22 protein-coding genes and 4 pseudogenes are annotated in these 25173 nt (G+C 70.0%); 14 read left to right on the forward strand and 12 right to left on the reverse strand.

Annotated features, from left to right (window positions below):
- Window positions 1-177 precede the first annotated feature (177 nt).
- Window positions 178-1704: an adenylyl-sulfate kinase gene (gene cysC, locus B116_RS0104755; RefSeq protein ID WP_027659350.1), complete on the reverse strand. Its 1527-nt coding sequence runs from the start codon at window positions 1702-1704 to the stop codon at window positions 178-180.
- A gap of 92 nt (window positions 1705-1796) precedes the next feature.
- The gene (locus B116_RS0104760) at window positions 1797-2375 is read right to left on the reverse strand and encodes a DM13 domain-containing protein (protein ID WP_018720564.1); all 579 of its coding nucleotides are present in this window, start codon (window positions 2373-2375) and stop codon (window positions 1797-1799) included.
- A gap of 125 nt (window positions 2376-2500) precedes the next feature.
- Here B116_RS0104760 and B116_RS0104765 point away from each other — a divergent pair, with 125 nt between their 5' ends.
- Genes B116_RS0104765 through B116_RS0104780 form a run of 4 tightly spaced genes read left to right on the forward strand, consistent with a single transcriptional unit; the run spans window position 2501 to window position 5952 of the window.
- Window positions 2501-3415 carry an ABC transporter ATP-binding protein gene (locus B116_RS0104765; RefSeq protein WP_027659351.1) on the forward strand — a complete coding sequence of 305 codons (915 nt, stop codon included), beginning with the start codon at window positions 2501-2503 and terminating at the stop codon, window positions 3413-3415.
- Window positions 3408-4286, forward strand: a complete 879-nt coding sequence (locus tag B116_RS0104770; RefSeq protein WP_018720562.1) for an ABC transporter permease — start codon at window positions 3408-3410, stop codon at window positions 4284-4286. The genes B116_RS0104765 and B116_RS0104770 overlap by 8 nt, the downstream gene beginning before the upstream one ends.
- Window positions 4283-5239, forward strand: a complete 957-nt coding sequence (locus B116_RS0104775; RefSeq protein ID WP_027659352.1) for an ABC transporter ATP-binding protein — start codon at window positions 4283-4285, stop codon at window positions 5237-5239. Before B116_RS0104770 ends, B116_RS0104775 begins: the two co-directional genes overlap by 4 nt.
- Window positions 5240-5241: 2 nt before the next feature.
- A complete protein-coding gene (locus B116_RS0104780; RefSeq protein WP_018720560.1) occupies window positions 5242-5952 on the forward strand; it encodes an ABC transporter permease in 711 nt (236 codons plus the stop codon).
- A gap of 303 nt (window positions 5953-6255) precedes the next feature.
- Here B116_RS0104780 and B116_RS0104785 read toward each other — a convergent pair whose 3' ends face one another.
- Window positions 6256-6627, reverse strand: a complete 372-nt coding sequence (locus B116_RS0104785; RefSeq protein WP_018720559.1) for a nuclear transport factor 2 family protein — start codon at window positions 6625-6627, stop codon at window positions 6256-6258.
- 127 nt (window positions 6628-6754) lie between these two features.
- Here B116_RS0104785 and B116_RS28725 point away from each other — a divergent pair.
- A pseudogene (locus B116_RS28725) lies at window positions 6755-6945 on the forward strand (NF041680 family putative transposase); the annotation flags it as partial.
- Window positions 6946-6982: 37 nt separating this feature from the next.
- On the opposite strand, the gene B116_RS0104790 reads toward B116_RS28725, so the two are convergent.
- The 4 genes from B116_RS0104790 to B116_RS0104805 are packed head-to-tail and all read right to left on the reverse strand — an operon-like array spanning window position 6983 to window position 12689.
- A complete protein-coding gene (locus tag B116_RS0104790; RefSeq protein ID WP_027659353.1) occupies window positions 6983-8887 on the reverse strand; it encodes an ABC transporter ATP-binding protein in 1905 nt (634 codons plus the stop codon).
- Window positions 8884-10701, reverse strand: coding sequence for an ABC transporter ATP-binding protein (locus tag B116_RS0104795; protein WP_027659354.1), 1818 nt, complete (start codon window positions 10699-10701; stop codon window positions 8884-8886). The genes B116_RS0104790 and B116_RS0104795 overlap by 4 nt, the downstream gene beginning before the upstream one ends.
- Before the next feature lie 18 nt (window positions 10702-10719).
- A complete protein-coding gene (locus tag B116_RS0104800; protein WP_018720555.1) occupies window positions 10720-11250 on the reverse strand; it encodes a methylated-DNA--[protein]-cysteine S-methyltransferase in 531 nt (176 codons plus the stop codon).
- Window positions 11247-12689 (reverse strand): AlkA N-terminal domain-containing protein, encoded by a 1443-nt coding sequence (locus B116_RS0104805; protein ID WP_018720554.1) that lies wholly within the window; start codon window positions 12687-12689, stop codon window positions 11247-11249. The genes B116_RS0104800 and B116_RS0104805 overlap by 4 nt, the downstream gene beginning before the upstream one ends.
- A 139-nt stretch (window positions 12690-12828) precedes the next feature.
- Between B116_RS0104805 and B116_RS0104810 the strand changes: the two genes are divergently transcribed.
- From B116_RS0104810 to ychF, 3 genes are all read left to right on the forward strand, one after another.
- Complete coding sequence (locus B116_RS0104810; protein ID WP_018720553.1) at window positions 12829-13308, forward strand: hypothetical protein; 480 nt, start codon at window positions 12829-12831, stop codon at window positions 13306-13308.
- Window positions 13309-13360: 52 nt separating this feature from the next.
- Complete coding sequence (locus B116_RS0104815; RefSeq protein WP_027659355.1) at window positions 13361-14092, forward strand: Type 1 glutamine amidotransferase-like domain-containing protein; 732 nt, start codon at window positions 13361-13363, stop codon at window positions 14090-14092.
- Window positions 14093-14330: 238 nt separating this feature from the next.
- The gene (gene ychF / locus B116_RS0104820; protein WP_026321410.1) at window positions 14331-15416 is read left to right on the forward strand and encodes a redox-regulated ATPase YchF; all 1086 of its coding nucleotides are present in this window, start codon (window positions 14331-14333) and stop codon (window positions 15414-15416) included.
- A 51-nt stretch (window positions 15417-15467) separates the two neighbouring features.
- Here the strand turns inward: ychF and B116_RS0104825 are convergent, their stop codons facing one another.
- From B116_RS0104825 to B116_RS27760, 3 genes and pseudogenes are all read right to left on the reverse strand, one after another.
- Complete coding sequence (locus tag B116_RS0104825; protein ID WP_018720550.1) at window positions 15468-16070, reverse strand: HD domain-containing protein; 603 nt, start codon at window positions 16068-16070, stop codon at window positions 15468-15470.
- Window positions 16067-16245: pseudogene (locus B116_RS28730) on the reverse strand (transcriptional regulator); the annotation flags it as partial. The gene B116_RS0104825 and the pseudogene B116_RS28730, both read right to left, overlap by 4 nt.
- Window positions 16246-16391: 146 nt before the next feature.
- Window positions 16392-16901 carry a hypothetical protein gene (locus B116_RS27760; protein ID WP_223874502.1) on the reverse strand — a complete coding sequence of 170 codons (510 nt, stop codon included), beginning with the start codon at window positions 16899-16901 and terminating at the stop codon, window positions 16392-16394.
- A gap of 614 nt (window positions 16902-17515) precedes the next feature.
- Between B116_RS27760 and B116_RS0104840 the strand changes: the two genes are divergently transcribed.
- The gene (locus B116_RS0104840) at window positions 17516-17656 is read left to right on the forward strand and encodes a hypothetical protein (RefSeq protein ID WP_263404858.1); all 141 of its coding nucleotides are present in this window, start codon (window positions 17516-17518) and stop codon (window positions 17654-17656) included.
- Here B116_RS0104840 and B116_RS0104845 read toward each other — a convergent pair.
- The gene (locus B116_RS0104845; protein WP_033667308.1) at window positions 17614-18282 is read right to left on the reverse strand and encodes a GNAT family N-acetyltransferase; all 669 of its coding nucleotides are present in this window, start codon (window positions 18280-18282) and stop codon (window positions 17614-17616) included. The genes B116_RS0104840 and B116_RS0104845 overlap by 43 nt on opposite strands.
- Window positions 18283-18381: 99 nt before the next feature.
- On the opposite strand from B116_RS0104845, the gene B116_RS0104850 reads away from it, so the two are divergent.
- The 5 genes and pseudogenes from B116_RS0104850 (at window position 18382) to B116_RS0104870 (ending at window position 24760) form a co-directional block, all read left to right on the forward strand.
- Window positions 18382-20721 carry an acylase gene (locus B116_RS0104850; protein WP_027659358.1) on the forward strand — a complete coding sequence of 780 codons (2340 nt, stop codon included), beginning with the start codon at window positions 18382-18384 and terminating at the stop codon, window positions 20719-20721.
- Window positions 20722-20910: 189 nt separating this feature from the next.
- Window positions 20911-21810 (forward strand): annotated as a pseudogene (locus tag B116_RS24695) (GNAT family N-acetyltransferase).
- A 413-nt stretch (window positions 21811-22223) separates the two neighbouring features.
- Window positions 22224-23420, forward strand: a complete 1197-nt coding sequence (locus tag B116_RS0104860; protein WP_027659359.1) for a helix-turn-helix domain-containing protein — start codon at window positions 22224-22226, stop codon at window positions 23418-23420.
- Between the two features lie 331 nt (window positions 23421-23751).
- Window positions 23752-24105: pseudogene (locus B116_RS28735) on the forward strand (hypothetical protein); the annotation flags it as partial.
- A complete protein-coding gene (locus B116_RS0104870; RefSeq protein WP_082312716.1) occupies window positions 24092-24760 on the forward strand; it encodes an endonuclease V in 669 nt (222 codons plus the stop codon). The pseudogene B116_RS28735 and the gene B116_RS0104870, both read left to right, overlap by 14 nt.
- A 68-nt stretch (window positions 24761-24828) precedes the next feature.
- Here the strand turns inward: B116_RS0104870 and B116_RS0104875 are convergent, their stop codons facing one another.
- On the reverse strand, window positions 24829-25095 hold the full coding sequence (locus tag B116_RS0104875) for a helix-turn-helix domain-containing protein (RefSeq protein ID WP_018720540.1): 267 nt from the start codon (window positions 25093-25095) through the stop codon (window positions 24829-24831).
- Window positions 25096-25173: the final 78 nt, after the last annotated feature.

Here is a 25173-nt window from a genome sequence, read left to right on the forward strand (position 1 = left end):
CGTCCCTTCCCAGCGGGGGGCCCTGTCCCGGGCCCCCCGCACCCCGGGCTCTTACCCGGTCCGGCACTGCGACACCCGGGGCCCCGGCACTGCGACACCGCGAGCCCTCGGACCGCTGGCCCGGGCGTCCCGGGCCAGCGTCCTGTCCCCTCTGCCGCGGGGCGGCGTGACCGGGAACTACCCGCTCGAGTGGCGGGGTTCGACCCAGCCCGTCTCGGCCAACTGGTGCAGGACCTCCTGCACCGCCTCCTCCACCGACAGGTCGGTCGTGTCGACCGTCAGGTCGGCGTCGGTCGGCTCCTCGTACGGATCGTCCACTCCGGTCATCCCGGTCAACAGACCGGCGCGGGCGCGCGCGTACAGGCCCTTCCGGTCCCGCTGCTCGCAGACCTCCAGCGGGGTGGAGACGTGGATGAGCAGGAAGCCCGCCCCGGCGGCCAGCGTCATCTTCCGAGCGGCGGCCCGCGCCTGCTCGTAGGGGGCGATCGGGCAGCAGATCGCCACCCCCCGGTGCCGGGCGATCTCGGCAGCGACCCAGCTGATCCGGCGGACATTCGCGTCCCGATCAGCCTTGCTGAAGCCGAGCCCAGCCGACAGCTCCCGGCGCACGATGTCGCCGTCGAGCAGGGTGACCGTCCGTTCGCCCTGCTCCCGTAGGGTATCGGCGAGACCACGGGCGATGGTGGACTTGCCGGACCCGGAGAGGCCGGTCAGGAAGATGACCAAGCCTCGGTAGCGGCGGGGTGGGCGGGCGTGCACCAACTCCTTCGCCACCGCCGGGGGAGTGTGCCACTCCGGCAGCGGGAATCCGCGGTCCAGCAGATCGTTGATCTCGGCCTGGGTCAGCGCCTGCCGCCGGTTGCGCGGCGGGATGTCCTCCCGCCACCGCCACTGCCCATCGCGGTTGTCGTAGGCCAACTCCCGCGGGACCAGCACCCGCAGCCCAGCCCCGGAAAGCATCTCGCCGGTGGAGAGCAGATGGGTCACCCCGTACGCCGCCGAGACCCGCGCCCGGAGCAGCGCGTCGCTGATCTCCTCGCGGCGGCGGGGCAGCGGAACGGCGATCAGCGTCGCCGGCGGCATCCGGTCCCGGGCGGCGAAGACGCTGCGAACCAGGGCCTCCGGCGGCAGCTCGCCGCTCTCCTCGCCGATCGGGATCAGCACCAGCAGGTGGGCGCCGAGGGTACGGGTGGCATGCGCTATCTGGGCGAGTTGCGGCCGGTGCAGCGGCCGGTCGGCGACCACCCCGAGCACCCGGCCGGGTGGCAGTAGCGAGCGGATCTCCTCCGGGGTACGCCGCAGCCGCTGGAACGGGCCGTGCCCGCCGTCGCCGAGCCGGCGCACCGGACCGCCGACCCCTATCACCCCGTCGCGGACCGGCCAGACGTCGGCGACCTCCAGCGCGGCCATCGGGGCCCCCTCGCCGTCGGTCAGCACCAACGTGCGGCGGGCCGGATCCCGGACGTCGAGCCGCTCGGCGAGGGCCGCGGGCACCTGGAGCGTCACCGGCACCGACCAGGGAGCGTCGTCGCTGAGCCGACCCCGCCGGCTCACCGAGACCAGGTCGGCGCGGGTCATGAAGCCGGTCAGCGGGGTGTACGCCCCGGTGAGGAGCAGCTCCAGGTCGGCCAGTTCACCCGGGCGGGGCGAGTACGCCGGCGCGTCCCGCAGCACCTCGTCGGGCGGCACCCAACCGTTACTCATGAACCCCCCAAATCACTGTTCGGCACTAGTTTCTCAGTCGACCGGGGGATCGGTCGAGTGCCACTCCAGGAGATGGGGGGTGCGGCCCGACTTCAGGCAGTGGCCAAGGGGGCCGCACCGAACGACACCGCGAACCGTTTGCACCAGATTGACACGCTGGTCAGTCCATCCAGGTCCACCTCGGCCGGGATGTCGTACGCCTGGTCACCGCGGTTGCCCTTGAGCCGGCCCAACTCGACCCAGTGGCCGTCGTCGAACACATGCCATCCGGCTTCGCCGCTCCGGACCGGTTGGTCGGTCAGCCACACCCGCAGGTCAGGGCCGTTAGAGGTGGCCAAGCCGACCAGTTCCAGCCGCAGCTTGCCGTCGGCGGTGCGGATGATCCGGGCGGTGCCGCTGGTGTCGTGTTCGTGGGTGATGAACTCGCCGCTGCGCACGATCGTCGGGCCGGCAGCCGGGGCCGAGGCTTCGTCCGGTGTGGAGCCGGCAGCTGGGGCGGAGTTAGCGGGCGAGGACGGTGCTTCGCTGGCCACGACCGCCAGCTCTTCGTTCACCTCGGTATCGGTGACCAGTTTCCACGGCTGGAACCAGTAGAGACCAAAGGCGGTGCCGGCGGCGAGAACGGTGACCGCGACCCAGGTGAGCGGGGCGCGCAGCAGTCTTGAGGCCATGCCTCCAGTCTGCCGGCGGGAACCGGTAGGGGAATTACCGGAGCCTTACGGCTGCCGCCCCCTACGGGAATGATCAGGGGCGCGTCGGGTGTCGGTAGCGTGCGGTACCTGCCTAATCTGGGGGCGTGGCACTCATCGCGACCGAGTCGCTGACCAAAACCTACCGGGGTGGGGTCACCGCGCTGGCCGATCTGACCGTCGTGGTCGAGACCGGCATCGTCGGTCTCGTCGGCGCGAACGGCGCCGGCAAGTCCACCCTGATCAAGATCCTGCTCGGCCTGCTCCCGCCGACCAAGGGGCAGGTCCGGGTCCTCGGTCTGGATCCGATCACCCAACCCGACCAGGTGCGGGCGCGCGTCGGCTACATGCCCGAGCACGAGGCCCTGCCACCCGACCTCACCGCCGCCGAGCTGGTCACCCACCTCGGCCGGGTCAGCGGCCTGCCGCGGACGGTCGCCCGCGAACGGGCCAGCGAGGCGCTACGACACGTCGGGCTCTACGAGGAGCGTTACCGCCCGGTCGGCGGCTACTCGACCGGCATGAAGCAGCGGGTGAAGCTCGCTCAGGCCCTGGTGCACGACCCGGACCTACTGCTGCTCGACGAGCCCACCAACGGGCTCGACCCGGCTGGGCGGGACGCGATGCTCGCCCTGATTCACCGGATCGGCACCGAGTTCGGCATCTCGGTGCTGGTCTGCTCGCATCTGCTCGGCGAGGTCGAGCGGATCTGCGACACGCTGGTCGCCATCGACGGTGGCCGGCTGCTGCGAGCCGACCGGATCGACGCCATGACCTCGGCCACCGACATACTGGCCGTGGAGGTCAGCGAGGGCATCGAGGAACTGGCCGCCCGCCTGGCCGCACTGCGGCTGCCGGTCCGCCGGGACGGCCGCCTGCTCCTCGTCGAGCTGGCCGATGATGACACCTACGATCAGATCCTCGGCGCGGTCGCCGAACTGGACCTGCCGCTGCACCGGTTGGACCAGCGTCGCCACCGGGTGGCCGAGCTGTTCGCCACGAGGGAGCCCAGCCATGTCTGAGTCGACCGGAGTCATTCACGACATCGGCTACCAGCGCTACTCGGGCCCCCGCCTCGGCCGTGGCGCGGTGTTCGGCGCGCTGTACCTGCACGGGCTGCGCACGGTCTTCGGCTTCGGCCGCAGCGCCAAGGCGAAGATCTTCCCTTGGCTGGTGGTGGGCATCGTGATCGTGGTCGCCGCTGTGGTCGCCGCCGTCCGTAGTCAGCTCGGTCAAGTGGTGATGACGTACGCGCAGTTCGCCGACACGATGAGCTGGCTGATCATCTTTTTCGTCGCCGTCGCCGCCCCCGAACTGGTCAGTCGCGACCTGCGCAGCGGAGTACTGCCGCTGTACTTCTCCCGGCCGCTGGCCCGATCGGACTATCCGCTGGCCAAACTCCTCTCCCTGGTGACCGCGCTCTGGTTGTTGCTCGGCGGCCCGCAGCTGGTGATGTTCCTCGGCGCCGCCTTCACTATCGAGGAGGGGCCGCGGGGGGTGTGGAACGAGCTGCTTGACCTCCTACCGGGCCTGCTCTACGCCGGTCTCTGGGCAGCGGTCTTCGGCGTGATCGGCCTGTTGGTCGCCGCCCTCACCGGCAAGCGGGCGTTCGCCGCCGGCGGGATCGTCGCGGTCTTCCTGATGACCACACCGATCGTCGGCATCCTCGCCATCCTGCCCTCGCAGACAATCAATGAGCTGGCCTTCCTCGCCTCCCCGATGACCATGGTCAACGGTGTGGGCACCTGGGCGCTCGGTGATCTGCTCTTCGAGCGCGGGGGTGGGCTCCCCATCGGTGGGTTCGGCCCGCTCTACGCCTTCACGGCCGTGCTGCTCGTGGCCGGCTGTGTCGTCCTACTGTTGGCCCGCTACCGGAAGGTGGCCACCCGATGAGCGTGACCAGTGTGGAGCCGAGGTCGGCGCCCGCCCCCACGGGCAGCCGACTGGAGCTGGCGGGGGTCTCCCGCTGGTACGGCAACGTGGTCGCCGTCAACGATGTCAGCATGATCCTGGGACCGGGGGTCACCGGGCTGCTCGGCCCCAACGGTGCGGGCAAGACGACGCTGCTGCACATGATGGCCGGTTTCCTCGCGCCGTCCCGTGGCGCGGTGACCCTGGACGGAACGCCCACCTGGCGCAACCCCGAGGTCTACCGGCGACTGGGCCTGGTCAGCGAACGGGAAGCGGTGCACACCTTCCTCACCGCGTACGAGTTCGTGCTGGCCAGCGCACGGCTGCACCGGCTGCCGGACCCCGCGGAGGCAACTCGCCGGGCGATCGCCCTGGTCGAGCTGGAGGGGGCGCAGTCCCGCCGGATCGGCACCTACTCCAAGGGCATGCGACAGCGTGCCCGGGTGGCGGCGGCGCTGGTTCACGACCCGCAGGTGCTGCTGCTCGACGAGCCGTTCAACGGGATGGACCCGCGGCAGCGGCTGCACATGATGGACCTGCTGCACCGCCTTGGCGGCGCCGGGCGCACCATCCTGTTCAGCTCGCACATTTTGGAGGAGGTCGAGCAGCTCTCCGGCACGGTGCAGGTGATGGTCGCCGGCCGGCTCGCCGCCTCCGGAGACTTCCGGACGATCCGTCGGCTGATGACCAACCGGCCCCACGTTTTCGCGGTCCGGTCCACCGATGACCGGGCGCTCGCCGTGGCGCTGATGGCGGAAGCATCGGTGACCGGCGTGGAGCTGGGTCAGGCCGAGCTGACCGTGCGGGTGAGCGACTATGGCGCTTTCACCCGGGTGCTGCCCAAGGTCGCCCTGGCCCGGGGGATCCGGGTGCGGCAGCTGGTGCCCGAGGACGAGTCCCTGGAGAGCGTGTTCTCCTACCTGGTGGAGGCCTGACCATGTCGACTGTTTCCTGGATCACGGCCCGGGGGCTGTTGGGGCGGCGCCGCTTCCTGCTGCTGTTTCCGCTACCGGTGCTGCTGGTGCTGCTCGCGGTGCTCTCCCGCGCGCTGGGGGTGGACCCCAACGAGTGGGGGCCGCCGGTCCTGGTCGGCCTCGGGTTGGCCGTGGTGCTGCCGGTGATCGCGTTGATCGTCGGGACCGGCGTGCTCGGCGCGGAGATCGATGACGGCACCGTGGTGCACATCCTCACCAAGCCGTTGCCGCGTTGGCAGATCGTGCTGCCGAAGCTGGCGGTGGCGGCCGGCGTCACCGCGGTCACCGTCGCCGTACCGTTGTATGTGGCCGGTGTGCTCGCCAGCTCGGTCCGGGTCGGTCTGGCGCTCGCCGCCGCCGCCTCCATCGGCGCGCTGGCCTACTGCGCGTTCTTCCTAGCGCTCAGCCTGGTCACTCGGCGCCCGGTGCTGCTCGGGCTGGTCTACGTGCTGATCTGGGAGGGGCTGCTCGGTAACGTCGTCAGCGGGACGAAGGTGCTCTCCATCCAGCAGTACGTGATCGCGCTGGCCGACCGGTTCGCCCCGACGGAGCTGCTCGCCACCGATGTCTCAGTGCCGGTCGCGGCGGTGATGAGCACGCTGATCGCGGTCGGCTTCACCGCCCTGGCGGTTGATCGGCTCCGGTCGTTCAGTGTGGCCGGCGAAACCAGCTGAGGCAGGTGAGCGGCCCCACCACCCGCGGGATAGCCCGGCGGCGCTACTCCGGACAGTGCGGGCTAGGCGGTGTCTTCAAAGGATCGACCAGCAGGCCAGCCGCCGCCGGCGAGGTACCCGCGGCGGCCGACCGCCGGACTCAAAACACAACAACGGTGTAGCTCCGAGGCTCAATGATCGGCTTCGGCCGGCGTCGGCGATGTCTCGCCCCGTGAGGCCTATTTGCAGTGCCCCTGGCGGGCGACGCCGAATTGGCGCCGCCCCAGATCCCGGTGGTTGGGCTATGGGCCGTCGACCCTGCGGTCAGCTGGCGGTGAGCTTCTGGTCGAGGAAGCCGTACACCCCGGAGAGTCGCCCGTCGTCGTCGGCCGTGACCACCTGGAAGCCGGTGGCCACGGGCTCGGTCGCCCCGGCTGGGACGAGGTGCCAGGTGAAGCGGGCAATGTTGTGGTGGGTGTCGACCGGCCCGGCCAGGGCGAAGGTCATGCCTGTGAGCTGCTCCCGGGCGGACCTGATCAACGCGTTGACCGCCTCGTGTCCAGTGAGGTGGTCCTTGGGATCCGTGTAGATCACATTCTCGGCACAGGTACTGCGAACTTCTTCGGCCAGGCGCGTCGCGTCTGTCTCGTTCCACATATCGATGTAGCGCTTGATGGTGTTAGCAAGGTCACTCATGGCTGTGGGTCCTCTGGTCTCGGAAGCCACGCGGCGTTAGCCGTGGCTCCTGGAGATTCGCACCCATGCGACGGAGTGTCGATTACGTGCTAGGTAACGAGTCGATCATCGCAGCCCACACCCAACACTGGGCCGACCCCTCGCCGCAGACCTACGCTACCCGTGGGGACGACAATTCCACCTCACCGGCTCACCCCAGCCCGCGTCCGCCGCGGATTTCGGCGCCTACGCGCCAACAGCCCCTGTCCCGCCAGTGCACCGAGGGGCTGGCGGACCGCTCGGACCAAATGTTCAGGTCCGGGACGGCAAGGTGGTCAGGCCGTCGGGCCCGGTGTCGCCTGACCTTCCCTCCTGCTCAGCTCAGCGAGTCGAGCCACTGGCGGTGCAGCGCGGCGTACCGTCCGTCGCTGTGGACCAGTCGCGCCGGCGGACCGTCCTCGACGATCCGCCCCGACTCCAGCACCACCACCCGGTCGGCGATCTCGACGGTGGAGAGCCGGTGCGCGATCACCAGCGCGGTACGGTCCCGCAGAATGGTGGCCAGGGCCCGCTGGACCGCTCGTTCGGTTGGGACGTCGAGGGACGAGGTCGCCTCGTCCAGGATCAGCACCGCTGGGTCGGCCAGGAACACCCGAGCGAACGCGACGAGCTGCCGCTGACCGGCCGAGAGCCGGCTGCCGCGGCGATGCACCTGGGTGGCGTACCCGTCGGGCAGGGCGGTGATGAATTCGTCCGCGCCGATCGCCTTCGCCGCCGCCGCCACCGCGGCGTCGTCGGCGTCCGGCCGGCCGAATCGGATGTTCTCCGCGACCGTCCCCCCGAAGAGGTGGGTTTCCTGCGTGACCAGGACGAGCGCCCGCCGTAGGTCGGCGTCGGCGATGTCCCGCAGGTCGATACCCCCCAGCGCGACGGTGCCCGTGTTCGGGTCGTGGAAGCGGGCGAGCAGCTTGGCGATGGTCGACTTGCCGGCACCGGTCGGCCCGATCAGCGCGACGGTCTGTCCGGCCGGGATATCCAGATTCAGTCCGCGCAGGATCGGGGACTGCGGGTAGTACCCGAAGGAGACCGAGCGGAAGGCGACCGCGCCGCGCCCGGCTTCGGCGGCCGGCAGCGGCACCGGACGGACCGGCTCCGGCACCTCAGGTCGCTCGTCCAGCACCCCGGCGAGCTTCTCCAGCGCCGCGGTGGCCGACTGCAGCGAGTTGTAGAACTGGCTCAGCTCCTGCATCGGCTCAAAGAACCGACGCAGATAGAGCAGGAAGGCGGCGAGCACCCCGACCTCGGCGTGACCATTGAGGACACGCCACCCGCCGTAGCAGAGCACCGCCGCGATGGTGACGTTGCCGATCAGCTTGACCCCGGGCGAGTAGGTGGCGATCAGCTGGAACGCGTGCAGGCTGGCCCGTCGGTAGTCGTCGTTGACCCGGGTGAAGATCTGTTGGTTGCGCGGCTCGCGGCGGAACGCCTGCACTGCCCGGATTCCCCGCAGTGACTCGACGGTGTGCACGATAACCAGGGCAATGGTGTCCCGGGTCCACCGATACGCCACGGCCGAGGTGCGGGCGAACCAGCGGGACAGCCAGAACAGGAACGGGAACGCCAGCAGCGTCACGGCGGCCAGCGGAAGATCCAGCCAGAGCAGGATCGCGGCTACCGACAGGATCGACAGGGCGGCGAGGACCAGGCTGTCGATGCCACCACCGACCAACTCGCCGATGGAGTCCAGGTCACTGGTGAGCCGCGAGACCATCCGCCCGGAGGTGTACCGCTCGTGGAAGGTCACCGACAGGCGCAGGAAGTGCCCGTACACCCGGCGTCGGAGGTCGAGGAGTACGGACTGACCGATCCGGGCGGAGAGGACGAGGAAACCGCGGCGGGCAATGTACTCGGCGACCGTGGCGACGACGAACGCGGCGGCGATGTACGTCAACGGCCCGGCGTCACCGGCCCGCAGCGGCGGAATGGCCCGGTCGATGCCGAGCATCACCAGATACGGTCCGGCCATGCCCGCCACGTTCTGGATGAGCAGCAACGCGACGGCGACGGCGAGCTGTCGGCGGTGCGGGTGGAGCAGGTTGCGCAGCAGCGCCCGGCTGCGGGCGCGTAGCCGGGCCACCGCCGCCGGATCGGTGTCCTCGGCGCGGCTGCGGTCGGCGTCCGGGTCGACTGCGATGCCGCGCCAGTTCTCCTGGGTCGGCCGCGGTCGCGGCACGGGGGCGGCCGAGGGCGGGTCGCTGCCCGGACCGTCCCCGTCGGTCACGAGCGCACCAGGCCGTTGGGGAACGGATCGCCCGCGGGTGGCCCCGGTTCGGCCGAGAGCAGGGCACGGTACGCCGGCACCGTGGCGAGCAGGTCGGAGTGCCGGCCCAGCGCGGTGATCCGGCCGGCCTCCAGCAGGGCGACCCGGTCGGCGAGCGCGATCGTGGCCGGTCGGTGCACCACGACCAGGGTTGTCGTGTCGGGTAGGGCCCGGCGGAGCGCCGTCTCGACCAGCGCCTCGGTGTGCACGTCGAGGGCGGACAGCGGGTCGTCGAGCAGGAGCAGGGCGGGGCGGCTGAGCACCGTTCGGGCCAGTGCGAGCCGTTGCCGCTGCCCGCCGGAGAGCGACAGGCCCTGCTCGCCGACCCGAGTCGCCAACCCCCACGGCAGGTCGTAGGCGAAGGTGGCCTGGGCCAGCGTGAGCGCCGCCCGGACCTCCTCGTCAGCGGCGTCGGGCCGGCCCAGGGTCACGTTCTCCCACACTGACATGGAAAAGAGCGTCGGGTCCTCGAAGGCCACCCCGACCAGCCGGCGCAGTGTCGCCAGCTGCAGGCGCCGCACGTCGTACCCGTCGATGGTGAGGTGGCCGCCGGTCACGTCGTGCAGCCGGGGCACCAGCGACAGCAGGGTGCTCTTGCCGGAGCCGGTCGCGCCGACCAGCGCCACCGTCTCGCCCGGCTCGATGGTGAGGTCAACGGCGCGCAGTACGGGTTCGCGGGCGCCCGGGTACCGGAACGAGACACCCGCGAACCGCAACCGACCGTGGATCTGGGAGCGGGGTGGGGTAGCGGCGCCGGGAGCGTCCAGGATCGCGGGCGGGGTGTCCAAGACCTCCCGGATCCGGTCGGCCGCGGTGGCCGCCTCCTGCCCGCCCGCGATGATCCACCCCAGGCCCTGCACCGGCCAGATCAGCAGGAGCTGGAGGCTGACGAAGGCCACCAGCTCGCCGATGGTGAGCGTGCCGGCCGCGGCGGCGCCCGCGCCAGCGACGAGGACAACGCCGAGGGTCAGGTTCGGCACCAGGTCGAGGCGGGCGGAGGTGTCGGCGAGCAGTCGTCCCTTGCCGACCGCGGTGTCATGTAGCGCTCGGGAGCTGACGGCGAACCGGGCGGCCAGTTCCGGCCCGCGCCCGTACGCTTTCGCCGTGCGTAGCCCCTGCGCGGTCTCCTCAACCAGCGTCGCCAGGTCGCCCTGCTGGTCCTGCATCCGCCGGGAGGCGGCGTGGTACGCCCGCGCGAACCGCCGCGCGAGGAGGAACAGCGGGACGGCGCTGACCGCCACGGCCAAGCCCAGCACCGGGTGCAGCTGGATCAGCAGCGCCACCACCACGGTGTACGTGACCAGGTTCAGGGCGAGGAAGAGCAGGCCGAAGGAGAGGAACCGACGGATCGCCGAAAGGTCGGTGGTGATCCGGGAGAGGAGCTGGCCGGACTGCCACCGGTCGTGGAAGCTGGCCGGCAACCGTTGCAGGTGGGCGTAGATGTCGGCCCGGATGGCTGTCTCGATCCCCAGTGAGGAGGAGGACTGCACCCAGCGCCGGATGAAGATCAGGACTGCTTCGGCGAGGCCGAAGAGCAGCGCCAGGCCGGCGAGGCGGAACAGGCCGGCCGGATCCTGCCGGGCGACCGGGCCGTCCACCACCCGCTGGGCTACCAGCGGTACGGCGATCCCCGCCGCCATCGCGGCCAGGCCGGCGAGGAAGAGCCAGGCGAACTCCGGCGCGTAGGGGCGTAGGTAGTGCCGCAGCCGCCAGAGGCTGTCGAACGGATTTCGGCCCGTGGTGGGGGCCGGGTCGCCGTCAACCTCCGCGGGCACTACCCGACGTTACGTCTTTTAGGACCGTTGCCGGTGTCGGCTTGCTGTCAACTGTCGCTCATGATTCAGCAACCACTTCTTCACATCCAGCCCCCAACGGTAGCCACCGAGCGTTCCGTCGGTGCGCAGCACCCGGTGGCAGGGGACGAAGAGTGCGGCGGCGTTCCGGGCACAGGCCGCCGCGGCGGCCCGGACCGCCGCCGGGCGGCCGGCCAGCCCGGCGAGCGCCGTGTAGGTGACCGGATCGCCCGGCTTCAGGTCCCGCAGCACATCCCAGGCGTGGGCCAGGAACGCGCCGTCGGTGTGCTGCTCGACCGGAACCTCATCGACCGCGGTCAGCTCGCCATCCAGGTACGCCGTGACGGCAGCCGTGATCGGGCCGAGGTCGCGTCGTTGGCGCAACGGGGCGTGCAGGCGTGGGTGGACCAGGGCAAGCAGGGCGGGCAGGTCAGTGGTGAAACCGGCAGCCCGGACCGCCCCGTCCGGTCCGGCGAGGATGCCGAGCGGGCCGGCCGGGGTGTCGGCGACGGTGGCGTCGATCGTGTTCATGCTGCTCTCCAGAGTCGGCTCATCGCGTACGAGCGCCAGGGGCGCCAGCGGTCGGCGTACGAGTGCAAGGTGTCCGGGCTGTTGGGGAGACCGAGGGCGGCCGCGCCGCGGCGGACGGCCACATCGGTGGGGAGCAGGACGTCCGGATCGCCGAGCGCGCGGAGCGCGACGTAGTCCGCGGTCCACGCCCCGATCCCGGGGAGAGCCAGCAGCCGCTGCCGGGTCTCCTGTCGATCCCCACCCGGCTCCAGGTCGACCTCCCCGGCGGCCACCGCCGCCGCGAGCCGACGCAGCGTCTCCCGACGGGCGGCCGGCATCCGGAACGCCGTATCCGGCACGGCAAGCACCTCCTCGGCGGCCGGGAAACCGGACAGCTCGCCGCCTCTCGTCTCGGGCACCGAGGTGGGGAGGTGGCTCAGGAGTCGGGTGAGGGTGGTGCGGGCGGAGGCCACCGAGACCTGCTGGCCGACGATCGCGCGGACAGCCACCTCGAAACCGTCGACGGTGCGGGGCACCCGGACCCCGGGCTCCGCCGTGACCATCGGGGCCAGGGCGGGATCGGTGGCCAGGGCGGCGTCCACCGCGGTGGGGTCGGCATCGAGGTCGAGCAGCCGGCGGCACCGGGCCACCGCCGGCGCCAGGTCCCGCAGGTCGGTCAGGCGCAGCGTCGCCGCCACATGCCGCTCCGTCGGGGTCAGCGCCGCCGTGCCGGTGCCGTGGGGGAGCCGCAGCCCCCGGTGGTAGGTGCCGGCGCGCACCTCGTCCACCCCGGGCAGCGTCCGCGGGGCGAGGAAGTCCAGCAGCGCCCCGACGTGCAGTGGGGGGCGGTAGGCCAGCCGTACCGTGATGGTGCCGGGGCCCGCGGGCGCCGTTGGACGACGCCGGGTGGCCCGCAGCTCGGATGGAGGGACCGCGTACACCTCGCGGAGGGTGTCGTTGAACTGCCGGACGCTGCCGAACCCGGCGGCGAACGCGACCTCCGCCATCCCGAGGTCGGTGGATTCGATCAGGGTCCGCGCGGTCTGCGCGCGTTGCGCCCGGGCCAGCGCGAGCGGGCCGGCGCCCAGCTCGGTACGGAGTAGCCGGTGCAGGTGCCGCTCGGTGTAGCCGAGCCGTGCCGCCAGACCGGGTACCCCGTCGCGGTCAACAACGCCGTCGGCGATCAGCCGCATGGCGCGACTCACCAGGTCTGCCCGGAGGTCCCACTGCGGCGAACCGGGGGTCGCATCCGGCTGGCATCGGCGGCAGGCCCGTAGCCCGGCCCCCTGCGCTGCGGCCGCAGACGGGAAAAATCGGATATTCTTTCGCTTCGGGGTAGTCGCCGGACAGGATGGCCGACAGTAGATTCCGGTGGAGAGCACACCGGTGTAGAACCAGCCGTCGAACCGCTGGTCGCGGCTGTCAACGGCCCGATAGCACCGTTCAAAGTCCAGGTCCACGCACCGATGATGCCTCCGTTCGGAGCCGGTCGGCTGGCGGGAATCGGACGCCGGCGTACCGCAGGGGTGCCCGGGGCCGGAACGGTCGGTCCTGGTCGGTACCGTCTCGCACACCAAGTCACGGAAGAAGGGTGCGGCGATGGCGAGCGGGGCGGGCGGGCAGGCGTCGACACGGGACAGGCACCCGCCGCTGGATCCGGCGGTGACGCAGGGCTTCTTCACCCGCATGCGCGCGGTCGCACCGGCGGCGGTCGGCGCGCTGGACCGGGACCGGGCCGGGAACCCGGAGCGGGCGTTCGAGGAGACGGCCAGCGGCCGGCTCGTCCGCTCGCTGGACGACGACCGGCTCCGTGCCCTCGGCATGTGGGTGCACCACTGGTGCGTGCGCTTCTACGACGATGACACCCGGGCGGCACTGCGGCTGCTCAGCGAGATCGCTGCCCGGCCGGGGCTGGGGTGGACCGCCGACGAGGTTCGCTGGATGCTGCGCGAGTCGCACGCGGTCGGGCCGGCGGCCGACGCGCGCTTCACCCTGCCGCTCGCCGCCGCAGCCGAACTGCCCCCGGAAACATCGCGGATCGAGCCGGTGATTCCCCGCCAGGCTCGCCCCCGGGACTGACCGAGGCTGTCCTCCGGCAGGATGGGCGACGCACCCGACGGAAGGGACTACCGTGACCGCCACCGAACCCACCATCCTCGCCACCAGCATGGGCATCTTCGCCCCGGGACGAGCTGGTCAGTCCAAGCGGATCAATCCGGTCTTCGACCTTGCTGCCGACCTGGCCCACGCAACGGAGCCGCGGATCTGCTTCCTCGACCAGGCCCAGGGGGACCAGCCGGCCATGCTGGCCCGGGTCTACGAGGGGTTCGCCGGCAGCCGGTTCCGGATGTCCCACCTGGCGTTGTTCCCGATGCCGAACGTCGAGGACGTGCGGGCCCACCTACGGGCGCAGGACGTGATCTGGGTTGGTGGCGGCAGCGTGGCCAATCTGGTGGCGGTGTGGCGAGTGCACGGCCTCGGCGAGATCCTGCGGGAGTGCTGGGAGGCCGGGATCGTCTTGGGCGGGGTGTCGGCCGGCTCGATCTGCTGGCACTCCGGCGGCGCCACCGACAGTTTCGGGACCACCCTGCGGGGCTTCACCGACGGGTTGGGCTGGCTGCCGTACGGCAACGGGGTGCACTACGACAGTGAAGACCAGCGGCGTCCGTTGATGCATCGGCTGGTCGGCGACGGCACGCTGCCCACCAGTTACTGCACCGACGACGGCGTCGGCCTGCTCTACCGGGGCGAGCGACTGGTCGAGGCGGTAGCGGACCGACCGGGCGCGTCGGCGTACGAGGTCAGTCGCGGTCCGGACGGCAGCATCCGGGAGACCTCCATCGGTCCCCGCCTGCTGGGCTGAGCCGGCGGCAGGAATCATCTGCCGGGTGCCGGGTGCCGGGTGCCGGGTGCCGGGTGCCGGGTGCCGGGTGCCGGGTGCCGGGTGCCGGGTGCCGGGTGCCGGGTGCCGGGTGCCNTGCCGGGTGCCGGGTGCCGGGTGCCGGGTGCCGGGTGCCGGGTGCCGGGTGCCGGGTGCCGGGTGCCGGGTGCCGGGTGCCGGGTGCCGGGTGCCGGGCCGCGGCGGCGTAAGCTGGCTCGTCGTGAGTCTCACCATCGGCATCGTCGGCCTGCCCAACGTCGGCAAGAGCACCCTCTTCAACGCGCTGACCAAGAATGACGTGCTCGCGGCGAACTATCCCTTCGCCACCATCGAGCCCAACGTCGGTGTGGTCGGCCTGCCGGACGAGCGGCTGGGCAAGCTCGCCGAGATCTTCGAGTCGCAGAAGGTGATCCCCGCGCCGGTGTCGTTCGTCGACATCGCCGGGCTGGTCCGCGGCGCCTCGAAGGGCCAGGGGCGGGGCAACGCGTTCCTCGCCAACATCCGGGACGCCGCCGCGATCTGCCAGGTCGTCCGCGCGTTCTCCGACCCGAACGTCGTGCACGTCGACGGCAAGATCGCCCCGGCGGACGACATCGAGACGATCAACACGGAGCTGATCCTCGCCGACCTGCAGACGCTGGAGCGGGCGATTCCCCGGCTGGAGAAGGAGGCCAAGCTCCGCAAGGACCGGGCCGCCGCGGTGACCGCCGCCAAGGCCGCCGTGGAGGTGCTCGACAACGGCACCACCCTGTACGCGGGCGCGGCTGCCGCCGGTGTCGCGCTGGAACACCTGCGCGAGCTACACCTGCTGACCACCAAGCCCTTCCTGTACGTCTTCAACGTTGACGAGGCCGAGCTGGCCAACGCCGAGTTCCTTGACGAACTGCGGGCCCTGGTCGCCCCCGCCGAGGCCGTCTTCATGGACGCGAAGATCGAATCGGAGCTGGTGGACCTGCCCGAGGAGGAGGCCCGCGAGCTACTGGAGTCGATCGGTCAGGCCGAGCCGGGGCTGGACCAGCTCGTCCGGGTCGGCTTCCGCACGCTGGGGCTCCAGACGTACCTCACCGCCGGCCCCAAGGAGGCGCGGGCCTGGACCGTGCCGGTCGGGGCGAGCGCACCGGAGGCCGCCGGGGTCATCCACACCGACTTCCAGCGCGGCTTCATCAAGGCGGAGGTCGTCTCCTACAACGATTTGCTCGAGGCCGGGTCGATGAGCGCCGCGAAGGCGGTGGGCAAGGTCCGCATCGAGGGCAAGGACTACATCATGCAGGACGGCGACGTGGTGGAGTTCCGCTTCAACGTCTGAGTTAAGCGTTGCGTGCGAGTACCGTTCACCTGGGTGAATCCGGCTGGTAGGTCAGTGCCTGCTGGCTGAGGGCTGCTCCGGTGGCGGGGCAGGGGTGAGCCAGGCGAGGGGCTGTCCGTTGAGGGCGGCGTCGGCGAGGCGGTGGGCGCTGGTGGTCTTGAGCGCCGCGCGTGAACTGTCGATCCAGCGTTGGACGTTGTCGATGCCCTGGTGGCGGTATTCGACGGCTTGGACGAGGCATTCCAGCTTGTCGGCGTCGCGGGCGACGATGGCCTCGGGCGTCTCGCCCGCTTCGTACTCGGCGACGGCGGCGGTGATGAGGTCAGCGACGGCTGGTGGGCCGGCGGCGACTTGGTCGGCGGTGACGGTGGTGTTGGGTGCGGCGGTGAGGTAGCGCTTGGCGATGTGGGGGATGTCGGTGATCCGGGTTTCCTGGGTGTCGTGCAGGACGCACAGCATCGACACCCGGGCCGGGTCAGCGCCTTCCATGGCGGCGAGCATCAAACCGATCAGCGCGGTGCGGAACGAGTGGTCGGCGATGGACTCGGGCTGCTTGACGCCGGCGAACCACCAGCCGGTGCGGGCGGCGCGTTTGAGGACGCCGGCTTCGAAGATGAAGCTCATGGCACCGTCGGCGTCGTGGTCGTCGGTCATCTGTCCGTCCCTGTGCTGGTGATTCCGTCTGCGCGCAGGCTGTAGACGATATAGGTTCCTGTCGGAACTGTGGACAGATGCGGTCGCTGTCCAGAATTCGGATGCCGCGATCAAGGAGCATGCGGCCCTCGGCGAAGTTGTCGAGAGTGAGGCCGCCCACTGCTAGCAGCGCCCACGTGGCTGAGGCTGCTGCGGCCCAAAGGGTACTGGCGGAGCATCTGGAGCGGGTCCGCAACGAGGACTTCCATGGCGCCAACCTGCTGCTCGGCACTGACGTGCTGTATGCCACCCCGAAACTCAGCACGAGGAGTTCCTACGGAGTCAGCCACCGCTGGGGATACCCGGAAGCGCGTCGCCGTAGCGATAGCCGCCCAGGGTGGAGCGGTCGCGAAGGAACGAATGTGCCGCCGCCTGCATGGCTGCTATCGCTGCCTCCGGCTGGTCAAACGTTGCGCCCCATCCGGCGTACAGCTCCAGGAAGCGATAACCTGCCGCTCGCAGCTCCGGCCTTCCGGAGTGGCTTGCCTGCCAGTAGATCTCGTGGGCCAGGTCCTCGGGATCGCCATTTCCAGCAACGATGCTCGCCGCGGCCTCCCGCATGAGGTGTAGCCGGGCACCGCTCTTGTCCGGGACGGGAGAGCCGAGCTCGTCCATCGCCAGCCGGAACAGGTCAACGGCATCCCGTGACTGGCCCTTCGAGAGGCCGGCGAGCTCACGCAAGCTCGGCGAGTCGACACCTCGGGCCAGGGCGTGAGCAGCCGCCATCGGCAGGTCGTCGCCGAAGAGCTCGTTTATCGCCAACTGGATGGCAAGGCCACGCAGTTGCTCCATGCCGAAGAGGCTAGACGTGCGCGGATCGCCGGCCAAAGGCCTTTAGGGCGAGGTAGTCAACTGCATGCGTCGGCCTGCCGGCGCTCTTCGGCTGTTAACAGCCGTCGGGGCAGCCCTTCTCGAATGCATCAGGGTGGCTGGCACGATCGGTGTCATGCCAAACGGAAAGCCGGGCAATCGCCCATGGATGCTGGCGAATCGTCTCGGCTGAGAGCGGCCCCGTCAGCCCTTGGGTTTCCACCAGGCCGCGAGTAGCCCTACGACGGCGATGAGGAAGAGGCAGGCAAATCCTGTACAGAGCATCAGGCCCAAGCCGGCGAAGATCCCGAATTCCATGGGTCGACGGTAGGTGAACCAGCCTCATTCCATCAGGAGGCGCCCGGAGGGTTCGGGGCGCATAGGGCACAAGAAAAGCGATCAAAAGTCGTCAAATGCATGCTGCACCTATGTAACCGTGGATGGGTTATCCCTACCGGCGGTACGGCGGCTGGCTTCAGTGCTATCCGAAGTTGCGGTCGATAGCGTGATTGGCACTGACCTTCCTCGCTCGAGTGGGAACCGATTCGGACTGTTTCGGACTGGGTGACAACTTTGGTATTGCGTTGAACTCTGCAGTGGCTGTCGGTGTCTGGATCGTCGGCGTCCTCAGTGCGCTGTTGATGGACCGACTGTCCGTCCGTGGCCCGGCCGAGGTGCTGCTACGCAGGCTCACCTACCGGCCGGCGGCCCGATCGGCCGGGCCACGTTCTCGTTGAGGAGCGGATCGTCCGGCGGCACCGACGTCCCGGGTCCGGTGGTCGCGGAGGGCGTAGCGGCGCAGCCGGACCGGGTGGCCTTCCGGGCTGGTCCAGGTGGTGGTGGTGGTGGTGTGGGTGTGCCGCCAGCCGGTGCGCTCGTACAGGGCGATGGCGGCGGCTGATCTGGGGTCGTCGACGATCTCCAGAGTGAGGTCGAGTTGGTGCTCGGTGGCCCATTGGCGGGCGTGGTGCAGGAGCCGGGCCGCAGTGTTGTGGCGGCGGGCGGTTGGTGCGACGAACAGGCGACTGACCTCGACCACGGGGGTGGTGGCAGGGCTGGTCAACGAGGCAGGGCTGGTCGCAGAGACGGGGTCGGTCGCGGCGGCGACGGGGTGGTGGACGGCAATGTGGCCGACGACCGTGCTTCCTCGCTCGGCGACCCAGGCGTGGCGGGTGTTGTCGGGCGACAGCCACTGGTGTGGGTCGGCGGGCCAGTGCAGCGGGTAGCGGTCCAGCCGGTGCACGTCCGCGAGGACTGAGATGCAGCTTCGCAGGTCAGCTGGGGTCCGATCGCGGATGCTCAGGTCGTCCATCTGGTCATCATCGTTGAGCAGCCCCTCGGGGTGAACCCTGACGGATTTCATGGTCATCTACTGATGCCGCGGGTATTTTTTCACCACTAGCGTCGGTCGGGCATGGACACTGGCACGTTAGGGAGAATGCCCCATGAATAGAGCCGACCAATGAGCCGGCGCCGGCTCGCCGCCGCAGCCACCGTCGTCGGACTGGTCGCCGCCGGCCTCGCCGTCACCGGCAGCACTGCCGTCGCGAACGGTGATGGCTACTCGGCCCTGATCCAGCGCGCGTCGTACGGCGTCCCGCACATCACCGCCCGCAATTTCGCCAGCCTCGGCTTCGGTGCCGGCTACGTGCAAGCCGAGGACAACATCTGTCTGATCGCCGGGCAGATGGTGACGGTCCGCGCCGAACGATCCCGCTGGTTCGGCGCGGAGGCCAGCAACGTCAGCAGTGACCTCTTCCATCAGAAGGCCATCGACGACCAGGTCGCCGAGCGGCTGCTCAACGGTCCGCGCGACGGCGTCCGTGCGCCATCTGAACAGGTGCGCGACCAAATGCGGGGCTTTGTCGCCGGCTATAACGCGTACCTTCGCGACGGGAAGGCGATCACCGACCCGGCCTGTGCCGGAAAGGACTGGGTACGCCCGATCACGGAGCTGGACATGTGGCGGGCGTACTGGGCCCGAATGGTCTTGGCCAGCTCTGGCGCCCTTGCCAACGTTATCGTCGCCGCTGCGCCCCCCACCGCCAGCGGGGTCAGTGGGCCGGCGAATGCCCCGCAGACGGCAGCGGTCGCCGCCGCCGTGGATGGTGCGCCGGCCGGGTTGGGCAGCAACGCGTACGGCTTGGGGCGGGACGCCACCACCAGCGGCGCCGGCATGTTGCTGGCCAACCCGCACTTCCCGTGGGACGGCACCGACCGCTTCTACCGGATGCATCTCAAGGTGCCTGGCCGGTACGACGTCGAGGGCGCGGCACTGGTCGGTGACCCGCTCGTCCAGATCGGCCACAACGGCAAGGTCGCCTGGAGCCACACCGTCTCCACCGCCCAGCGATTTGTCTGGCACCGGCTGGACCTGGTGCCCGGTGACCCGACCAGCTACCGCTACGACGGCCAGCCCCGGAAGATGACCGCCCGTACGGTCACCATTCAGACTCCCGACGGGCCGATTAGCCGCACCCTCTACGACACCCACTTCGGTCCGGTCGTCGTGGTGCCCGGTCAGTTCGACTGGACCGACACCACGGCGTACGCGATCACTGACGCCAATGCCACCAACAACCGCGCACTCGATGGCTGGCTTGCCATGGGACAGGCTCGGTCGGTGGGTGAGTTGCGGACGGTGTTGGACAAGCGGCAGTTCCTGCCCTGGGTCAACGTCATCGCCGTTGACCGCCGCGGCCAGGCCCTCTACGCCGACCACTCCGTCGTGCCCCGGGTGACCGACTCCCTGGCCACCACCTGCATTCCGGCCCCCTTCCAATCCGTGTACGCGAGCACCGGCCAGGCCGTCCTCGACGGTTCCCGCTCCTCGTGCGAGCTGGGCCGGGATCCGGACGCCGCGGTACCCGGCATCCTTGGCCCGGCCAACCTGCCCACCCTGGTCCGCAGTGACTACGTGACCAACTCCAACGACAGCTACTGGTTGGCTAATCCGGAGCATCCGCTGGAGGGCTACCCGCGTATCGTCGGCGACGAGCAGACCCAGCGCAGCCTGCGGACCCGGCTCGGTGTGCATCAGGTGCAGCAGCGCCGCAACGGCACCGATGAATTTGCCGGGAGGGGCTTCACCACCAGCAACCTGTGGGATGTGACGCTCGGCAATCGGGTCTACGGTGGTGAACTGGTCCGGGACGACCTGGTCCGGAGCTGCGAGGCAGAGCCGACGGCGACCACCTCAGACGGCGCCACCGTCGACCTGACCGCAGCCTGCGCGGCCCTGCGCGGCTGGGATCTGCGGGTTGATCTGGACAGTCGGGGCGCGCATCTGTTCACCGAGTTCGTTGGGGCCGGCGGCCTGCGCTTCGCCGATCCGTTTGACCCGACCGCCCCACTGAGCACGCCGAGCCGGCTTGCCGTCGACGACCCGAAGATTCGGACCGCTCTCGCGGATGCCGTTCAGAAGCTGGACGGCATCCCGCTCGACGCCCGGCTCGGCGACATCCAGACCGAGCCGCGTGGTGCCGAACACATCCCGATCCACGGTGGTCATCATGACGTCGGCGCCTTCAACATGATCACCAGTGGGTTTGCGCCCGGAGTCGGCTACCCCAAGATCTTGCACGGCACCTCGTTCCTGATGGCTGTCGAGCTGGGTAGCGACGGGCCGTCGGGCCGGCAGATCCTCACCTACTCGCAGTCGACCAACCCGAATTCGCCCTGGTACGCCGATCAGACCCGGCTGTATTCGGACAAGGGTTGGGACACCATCAAATTCACGCAGCGCCAGCTCCGAGCCGACCCGAACCTGGTTACGTACCGGGTGGGGGAGCGGCGCGACTAACCGCGGCCCGGCGGCCGGTGGTTCAGCCCCACCGGCCGCCGGCCCGCCCCGCCCACCACGGCCAAGGCGCTGCCGCTAGAAGCTTCACCCGGCAGGCCCTGGTGGGCGCCGCCGCGCCCGCGGATGAACGTGAGCGGCTACCGACGAAATCCGCTGGTGCCAGGCCGTTCCGTGGGGTCGGGTGCGTCGATGAGCATCATGCTGAGCGTTCCGAAGGTTTACGAGCTGTCATCAGCGGCCGAGGCGCTAAAGCGGTGGCAGCTCGACGAGGGAGCGCTGCAGTTGCACTCCGGCGATCTCGGCTGGCACTCGCAAAACGGTGCCGAGGCTACCGCCGCCGCGATCCGGATGTGATCGTGTGCCGGGGAAGTTCTCGCGATCGGGCTGCTGGACGGCCCTGGGCTGGTGCGCCTGGCGGTCGCTCCCGACCGGTGCGAGGACGCGGCCCTGGCCCACCGGCTCGCCGCGGATCTGGACGACCCGGCAGGTGGTGTCCTGGCTGGCGACGGCGACGGCGGCGCGACCGTCGAAGCCCGGGGTGCGGAGCTCCTGACCCAGTTGCTGCTGAAGCGAGGTTGGGACCGGGACGAGCCGTGGACAACGTTCCATCGAACCCTCTCGGACCCGGTGGAGGAGCGCGGTCTACGCGTCGAGACCATCGAGCCCGATCGCGCCGAGGTGTGGGTCGCCGTCCACTGGTCCGCGTTCCGTGGCTCAGTCTGCACCGATGCCGACCGATGCCGTACGGTCGGGCGTTGGCTCACGATGGCTGGTGGACCGTTCTACGGTGACGCACGCAGCCTCGCCCTATTCGACGAGAACGACGACGCCGTGGCGGTGGCGGCCGTGTGGTCGGCCGGCCCCGGGCGGCCGGGACTGCTGGAACCAATGGGCGTCCACCATGGTCACCGAGGTCGTGGCTACGGCACGGCGGTCACGCTCGCCGCCGCCGCGACCCTTCGCGACCTGGGTTCCTCCAGCGCCGGCGTGTGCGTGCAGAGCTCCAACCTCGGTGCCATGGCCACCTACGTCTCGGCCGGCTTCACTCCGTCCGGCGAGGTGACTGATCTGCGCCGCGGTCCTCGGTGAAGCTCCCGGGCGGTCCGGTGACCAGGCCCGCCACGAAGGTCTCGAAATCAGGGGCGAGGAGCGTGATCCGGTAGCGAGGGACTACTACCCACGGTCGCCCTTCCTGGGCCAGTTCGTCAGCGCCACTAGGAGGGCGCAGAGAAACAAGCTCAGCAAAAGGCAAACCGGTGCGGCGACCATCCAGAACAATCCCTCCACGAGGCTTGATGATAGGGCTCAACAGCGCGGTACGGGAGGTCGAGGAGGAGGAGGCCGGCTGGCGGCCCCAAGGGTTGTAGGAGCCAGTGTCGGGGCTGAGGGCGTCGAGGCGGCCCGTGAAGTGTCGAGGGGTACCGATGCGCGACGTCGGGGGTACGGTCAACGTGATGGCCGGTTGGGGAGTTCGCCGGGCCTGTTGAGCTTGGAGTGGCGCTATGGCCTCGTCCGTCGATCCGCGCTTCGGGGTAGCACTGCGTGAGTTCCGGGAGCGGCGTGGTCTGTCGTTCCGATCCCTCGGGCAGCTCGCTCATCGGAGTAAGAGCCATCTGCAGGAGCTGGAGGCAGGACTCAAGGCTCCGACGGTCGACACGGCCTGCCACCTGGACCGGATTCTCGGCGCGGGAGGCGTGCTGGCTCGCCTGGTTGACGCACCGATCGACCATGCGGCCGAGGCCGGCGAGCTGCGGGCGAGAGTCGCCGCCAGTGATGTGGGCAGAGACGTGCTCGAACGGATTGAACAGGGCGTGGATGACCTGGCCAGTTCCTATCCGACGTTGGCCCCGGCGGACTTGTTGCCGCTGGTGCGGCGACACCTCGCCGATGTGCGGCGGCTACTGGATGGACGGGTCACGCTTGCTCAACAACGGCGGTTGTTGGTTGCCGGTGCCTGGCTGGCGGTGCTGCGGGCGACCGTTCACATCGACCTTCGACAGCGCACTGCTGCGGCTGCCCACCTGCGGGCTGCGCGTGACCTTGCCGAACATGCCGAGCATGGTGAGATCCAGGCATGGTGTCTGGAAACCCGGGCCTGGGACGTGCTGACTCAAGGTGACTACCGGAGGGCGCTCGATCTTTCCGGTCAAGCGCAGCGGGTCGCCCCGAAGGGCAGCTCTGCTCGGATTCAGGCGACCGCCCAGGAGGCGCGCGCGTGGGCGCGGATGGGAGACGTCGGTGCGACTCGGCGAGCGCTGGACCGGGTGGAGCGGTTGACGGCGAATCTGCCCGTTCCGGAGCGGGCTGAGCACCACTATCGCTACGACCCCGCCAAGGCCGCCGCCTATACGGCCACGACGTTGGCGTGGGCGGGGGACCCCGGTGCCGAGCAGGTAGCGCGGGCGGTGCTGGCCGATCTGGACCCGCACGGAGATGGGGGAGCGCGGCCTCGTCGGTCCGCGTCAGCTCGTCTCGATCTTGGCCTTGCCCTGGTCGCCGCCGGCCAGCCCGACGAGGCGGTCGCCCTGGGGGTGCAGGCTGTGGCGTCCGGGCGGGTGGTGCCGTCGAACTGGTGGCGGGCTGCGGAACTGCTGACGAAGGTGGAACAGTCGGGGGCGCCGGAGGTCGCGGCATTGCGTGACCTGTGCGTCGAACACGCCCCGGGACGCCGACTATCGGCGGACAGCAAGCCCGGTTAGCGGACACGCAGCGGCTAGATCGATGCCGTGTCCGGCGGGACGCTGGACCTCACCACACCGGGGCGCGGAGCGAGAGATGCATTGGCAGATGTCCCTCCGCGCCCTCAGGACGGAGGGCCGGACCTACGACCGTGGCAATTGGACTTCTGCGGCGAATCGTCAGTCGGCACCTCCCGTCGGCACCGGCTGGCTCCGGTATCGGCCAACGCATCCAGGCAATGGAGCAGGAGGCCGCGCGACAGCGGCTGTTGGACCAGGCGTGCGGCGCGCATCAACAATCGGCAGCAGGCAGCGAGGCTTCGGTGCCGCTGGAGCGGCGGGTCCCCTATGACGCGTACGTCCTGGCGGTCGCGCTGACTCTTGCGCGTCGGCATCGGTCGGTCTGGTGCTGGCGACGGTGGCGGCGGGTCTGCCGATGTGGCGGAGAACTACCGTGCCGTGCCCGACACCGGATTCCGATTAATCGCGGCCACTGGCCAGCGGAGGGGGAGTAGTGAGCGACGGGCTGGAGCGGACGATCCTCACGGTGCACCTCCGAGGGCGTGACGGCATGTGTACCGGCTGCCGGGCATGGTGGTCGCGGTTGGTGCTATACCCGTGCTGGCAGGTGGAGTGGGCGACCAGCCGACAGGCGCGCGCGAGCGTCGCCCGGTTCCTGGATAGCCTCAGTTGTGCCTTGGAATGAGCTCGATGCTGAGGAAGTTCAGCGACATCTTCGGCGTCAGGTTGATCTTTCGACCCGACTGGCCTCCTTTCCGGAGTCGGTGGTGGGGCTCGACGTGTCGTACGAGAAAGCGACAAACCGGGTATGCGCGGCGGCTGTGGTGATTGAGCTGGAGTCGCTGGCGGTGACGGATATGGCGACGGTGGTTGGCGAGGTCACCTTTCCGTACGTTCCTGGCCTGCTGGCGTTCCGGGAAGCGCCGATTCTGCTGGAGGCGCTCCAGGGGCTGACGAATGAGCCGGAGGTGTTGGTCTGTGACGGCTACGGCATCGCGCATCCGAGGCGCTTTGGTCTGGCCTGTCATCTCGGTGTGTTGACTGGGCTTCCGTCCTTCGGGGTCGCCAAGACCTCCTTTGTCGCCGACTTTGTCGATCCAGGCCCTCGCCGTGGTGCCGGTTCACCGCTGCGGGAGGGCGGGGAGACGCTTGGCCGTGCGGTGCGTACGCAGGATGGGGTGAAGCCGGTCTTCGTCTCGGTCGGCCACCGAATCGGTCTTGACCAGGCCTGCGACATTACGCTGAAGTTGTGTCCGCGCTATCGGATTCCTGAGGCGACCCGTCAGGCGGATATCGCATCCCGGCGGATGCTGCGTACGGCAAGCTGGCCTGGAGGCTGATCGCGGGCCGGGTCGCGCTACGTGCCGATCCGGGTCGCGGTCCGGGGTGTCGGTTCCATTCCGGGCGGTCAGGACGCCTGGCGGATGGACGGGCTGGTCAGCCAGGCGTCGGCCAGGTTGCTGACGGGGATGTCGAGAGCCCGGCTGAGGCAGACCACGGTGCCGAACGCCGGCGCGGGCAGGCGACCGGACTCGATTTTGCGCAGGGTCTCGGGGGAGATGCCGGCCGCCAGGGCCACCTCGACGAGGCTGCGGTCGGCCCGCGCGGCCCGGAGGGCGACCCCGAGGCGCTGGCCCGCGGCGATCTGCTCGGCGGTCAGGGGTTGGCGAACCATGCCGGCAGGATAGCTCCCGATGCCCCCGCAGCACCGGGTGGTATAAAAATACGGTATTAAAATACCGCTAGCCGGGAG

Origin of the sequence: Salinispora fenicalii (assembly GCF_000514815.1) — a bacterium.
In the GTDB taxonomy this organism is placed as follows: Bacteria; Actinomycetota; Actinomycetes; order Mycobacteriales; family Micromonosporaceae; genus Micromonospora; species Micromonospora fenicalii.

Coding starts and splice junctions, on each gene's coding strand:
- cysC (WP_027659350.1), bottom strand. CDS start 1,704: ATGAGTAACGGTTGGGTGCCGCCCGACGAGGTGCTGCGGGACGCGCCG.
- B116_RS0104760 (WP_018720564.1), bottom strand. CDS start 2,375: ATGGCCTCAAGACTGCTGCGCGCCCCGCTCACCTGGGTCGCGGTCACC.
- B116_RS0104770 (WP_018720562.1), top strand. CDS start 3,408: ATGTCTGAGTCGACCGGAGTCATTCACGACATCGGCTACCAGCGCTAC.
- B116_RS0104775 (WP_027659352.1), top strand. CDS start 4,283: ATGAGCGTGACCAGTGTGGAGCCGAGGTCGGCGCCCGCCCCCACGGGC.
- B116_RS0104780 (WP_018720560.1), top strand. CDS start 5,242: ATGTCGACTGTTTCCTGGATCACGGCCCGGGGGCTGTTGGGGCGGCGC.
- B116_RS0104785 (WP_018720559.1), bottom strand. CDS start 6,627: ATGAGTGACCTTGCTAACACCATCAAGCGCTACATCGATATGTGGAAC.
- B116_RS0104800 (WP_018720555.1), bottom strand. CDS start 11,250: ATGAACACGATCGACGCCACCGTCGCCGACACCCCGGCCGGCCCGCTC.
- B116_RS0104810 (WP_018720553.1), top strand. CDS start 12,829: ATGGCGAGCGGGGCGGGCGGGCAGGCGTCGACACGGGACAGGCACCCG.
- B116_RS0104825 (WP_018720550.1), bottom strand. CDS start 16,070: ATGACCGACGACCACGACGCCGACGGTGCCATGAGCTTCATCTTCGAA.
- B116_RS27760 (WP_223874502.1), bottom strand. CDS start 16,901: ATGGAGCAACTGCGTGGCCTTGCCATCCAGTTGGCGATAAACGAGCTC.
- B116_RS0104845 (WP_033667308.1), bottom strand. CDS start 18,282: ATGAAATCCGTCAGGGTTCACCCCGAGGGGCTGCTCAACGATGATGAC.
- B116_RS0104850 (WP_027659358.1), top strand. CDS start 18,382: ATGAGCCGGCGCCGGCTCGCCGCCGCAGCCACCGTCGTCGGACTGGTC.
- B116_RS0104860 (WP_027659359.1), top strand. CDS start 22,224: ATGGCCTCGTCCGTCGATCCGCGCTTCGGGGTAGCACTGCGTGAGTTC.
- B116_RS0104875 (WP_018720540.1), bottom strand. CDS start 25,095: ATGGTTCGCCAACCCCTGACCGCCGAGCAGATCGCCGCGGGCCAGCGC.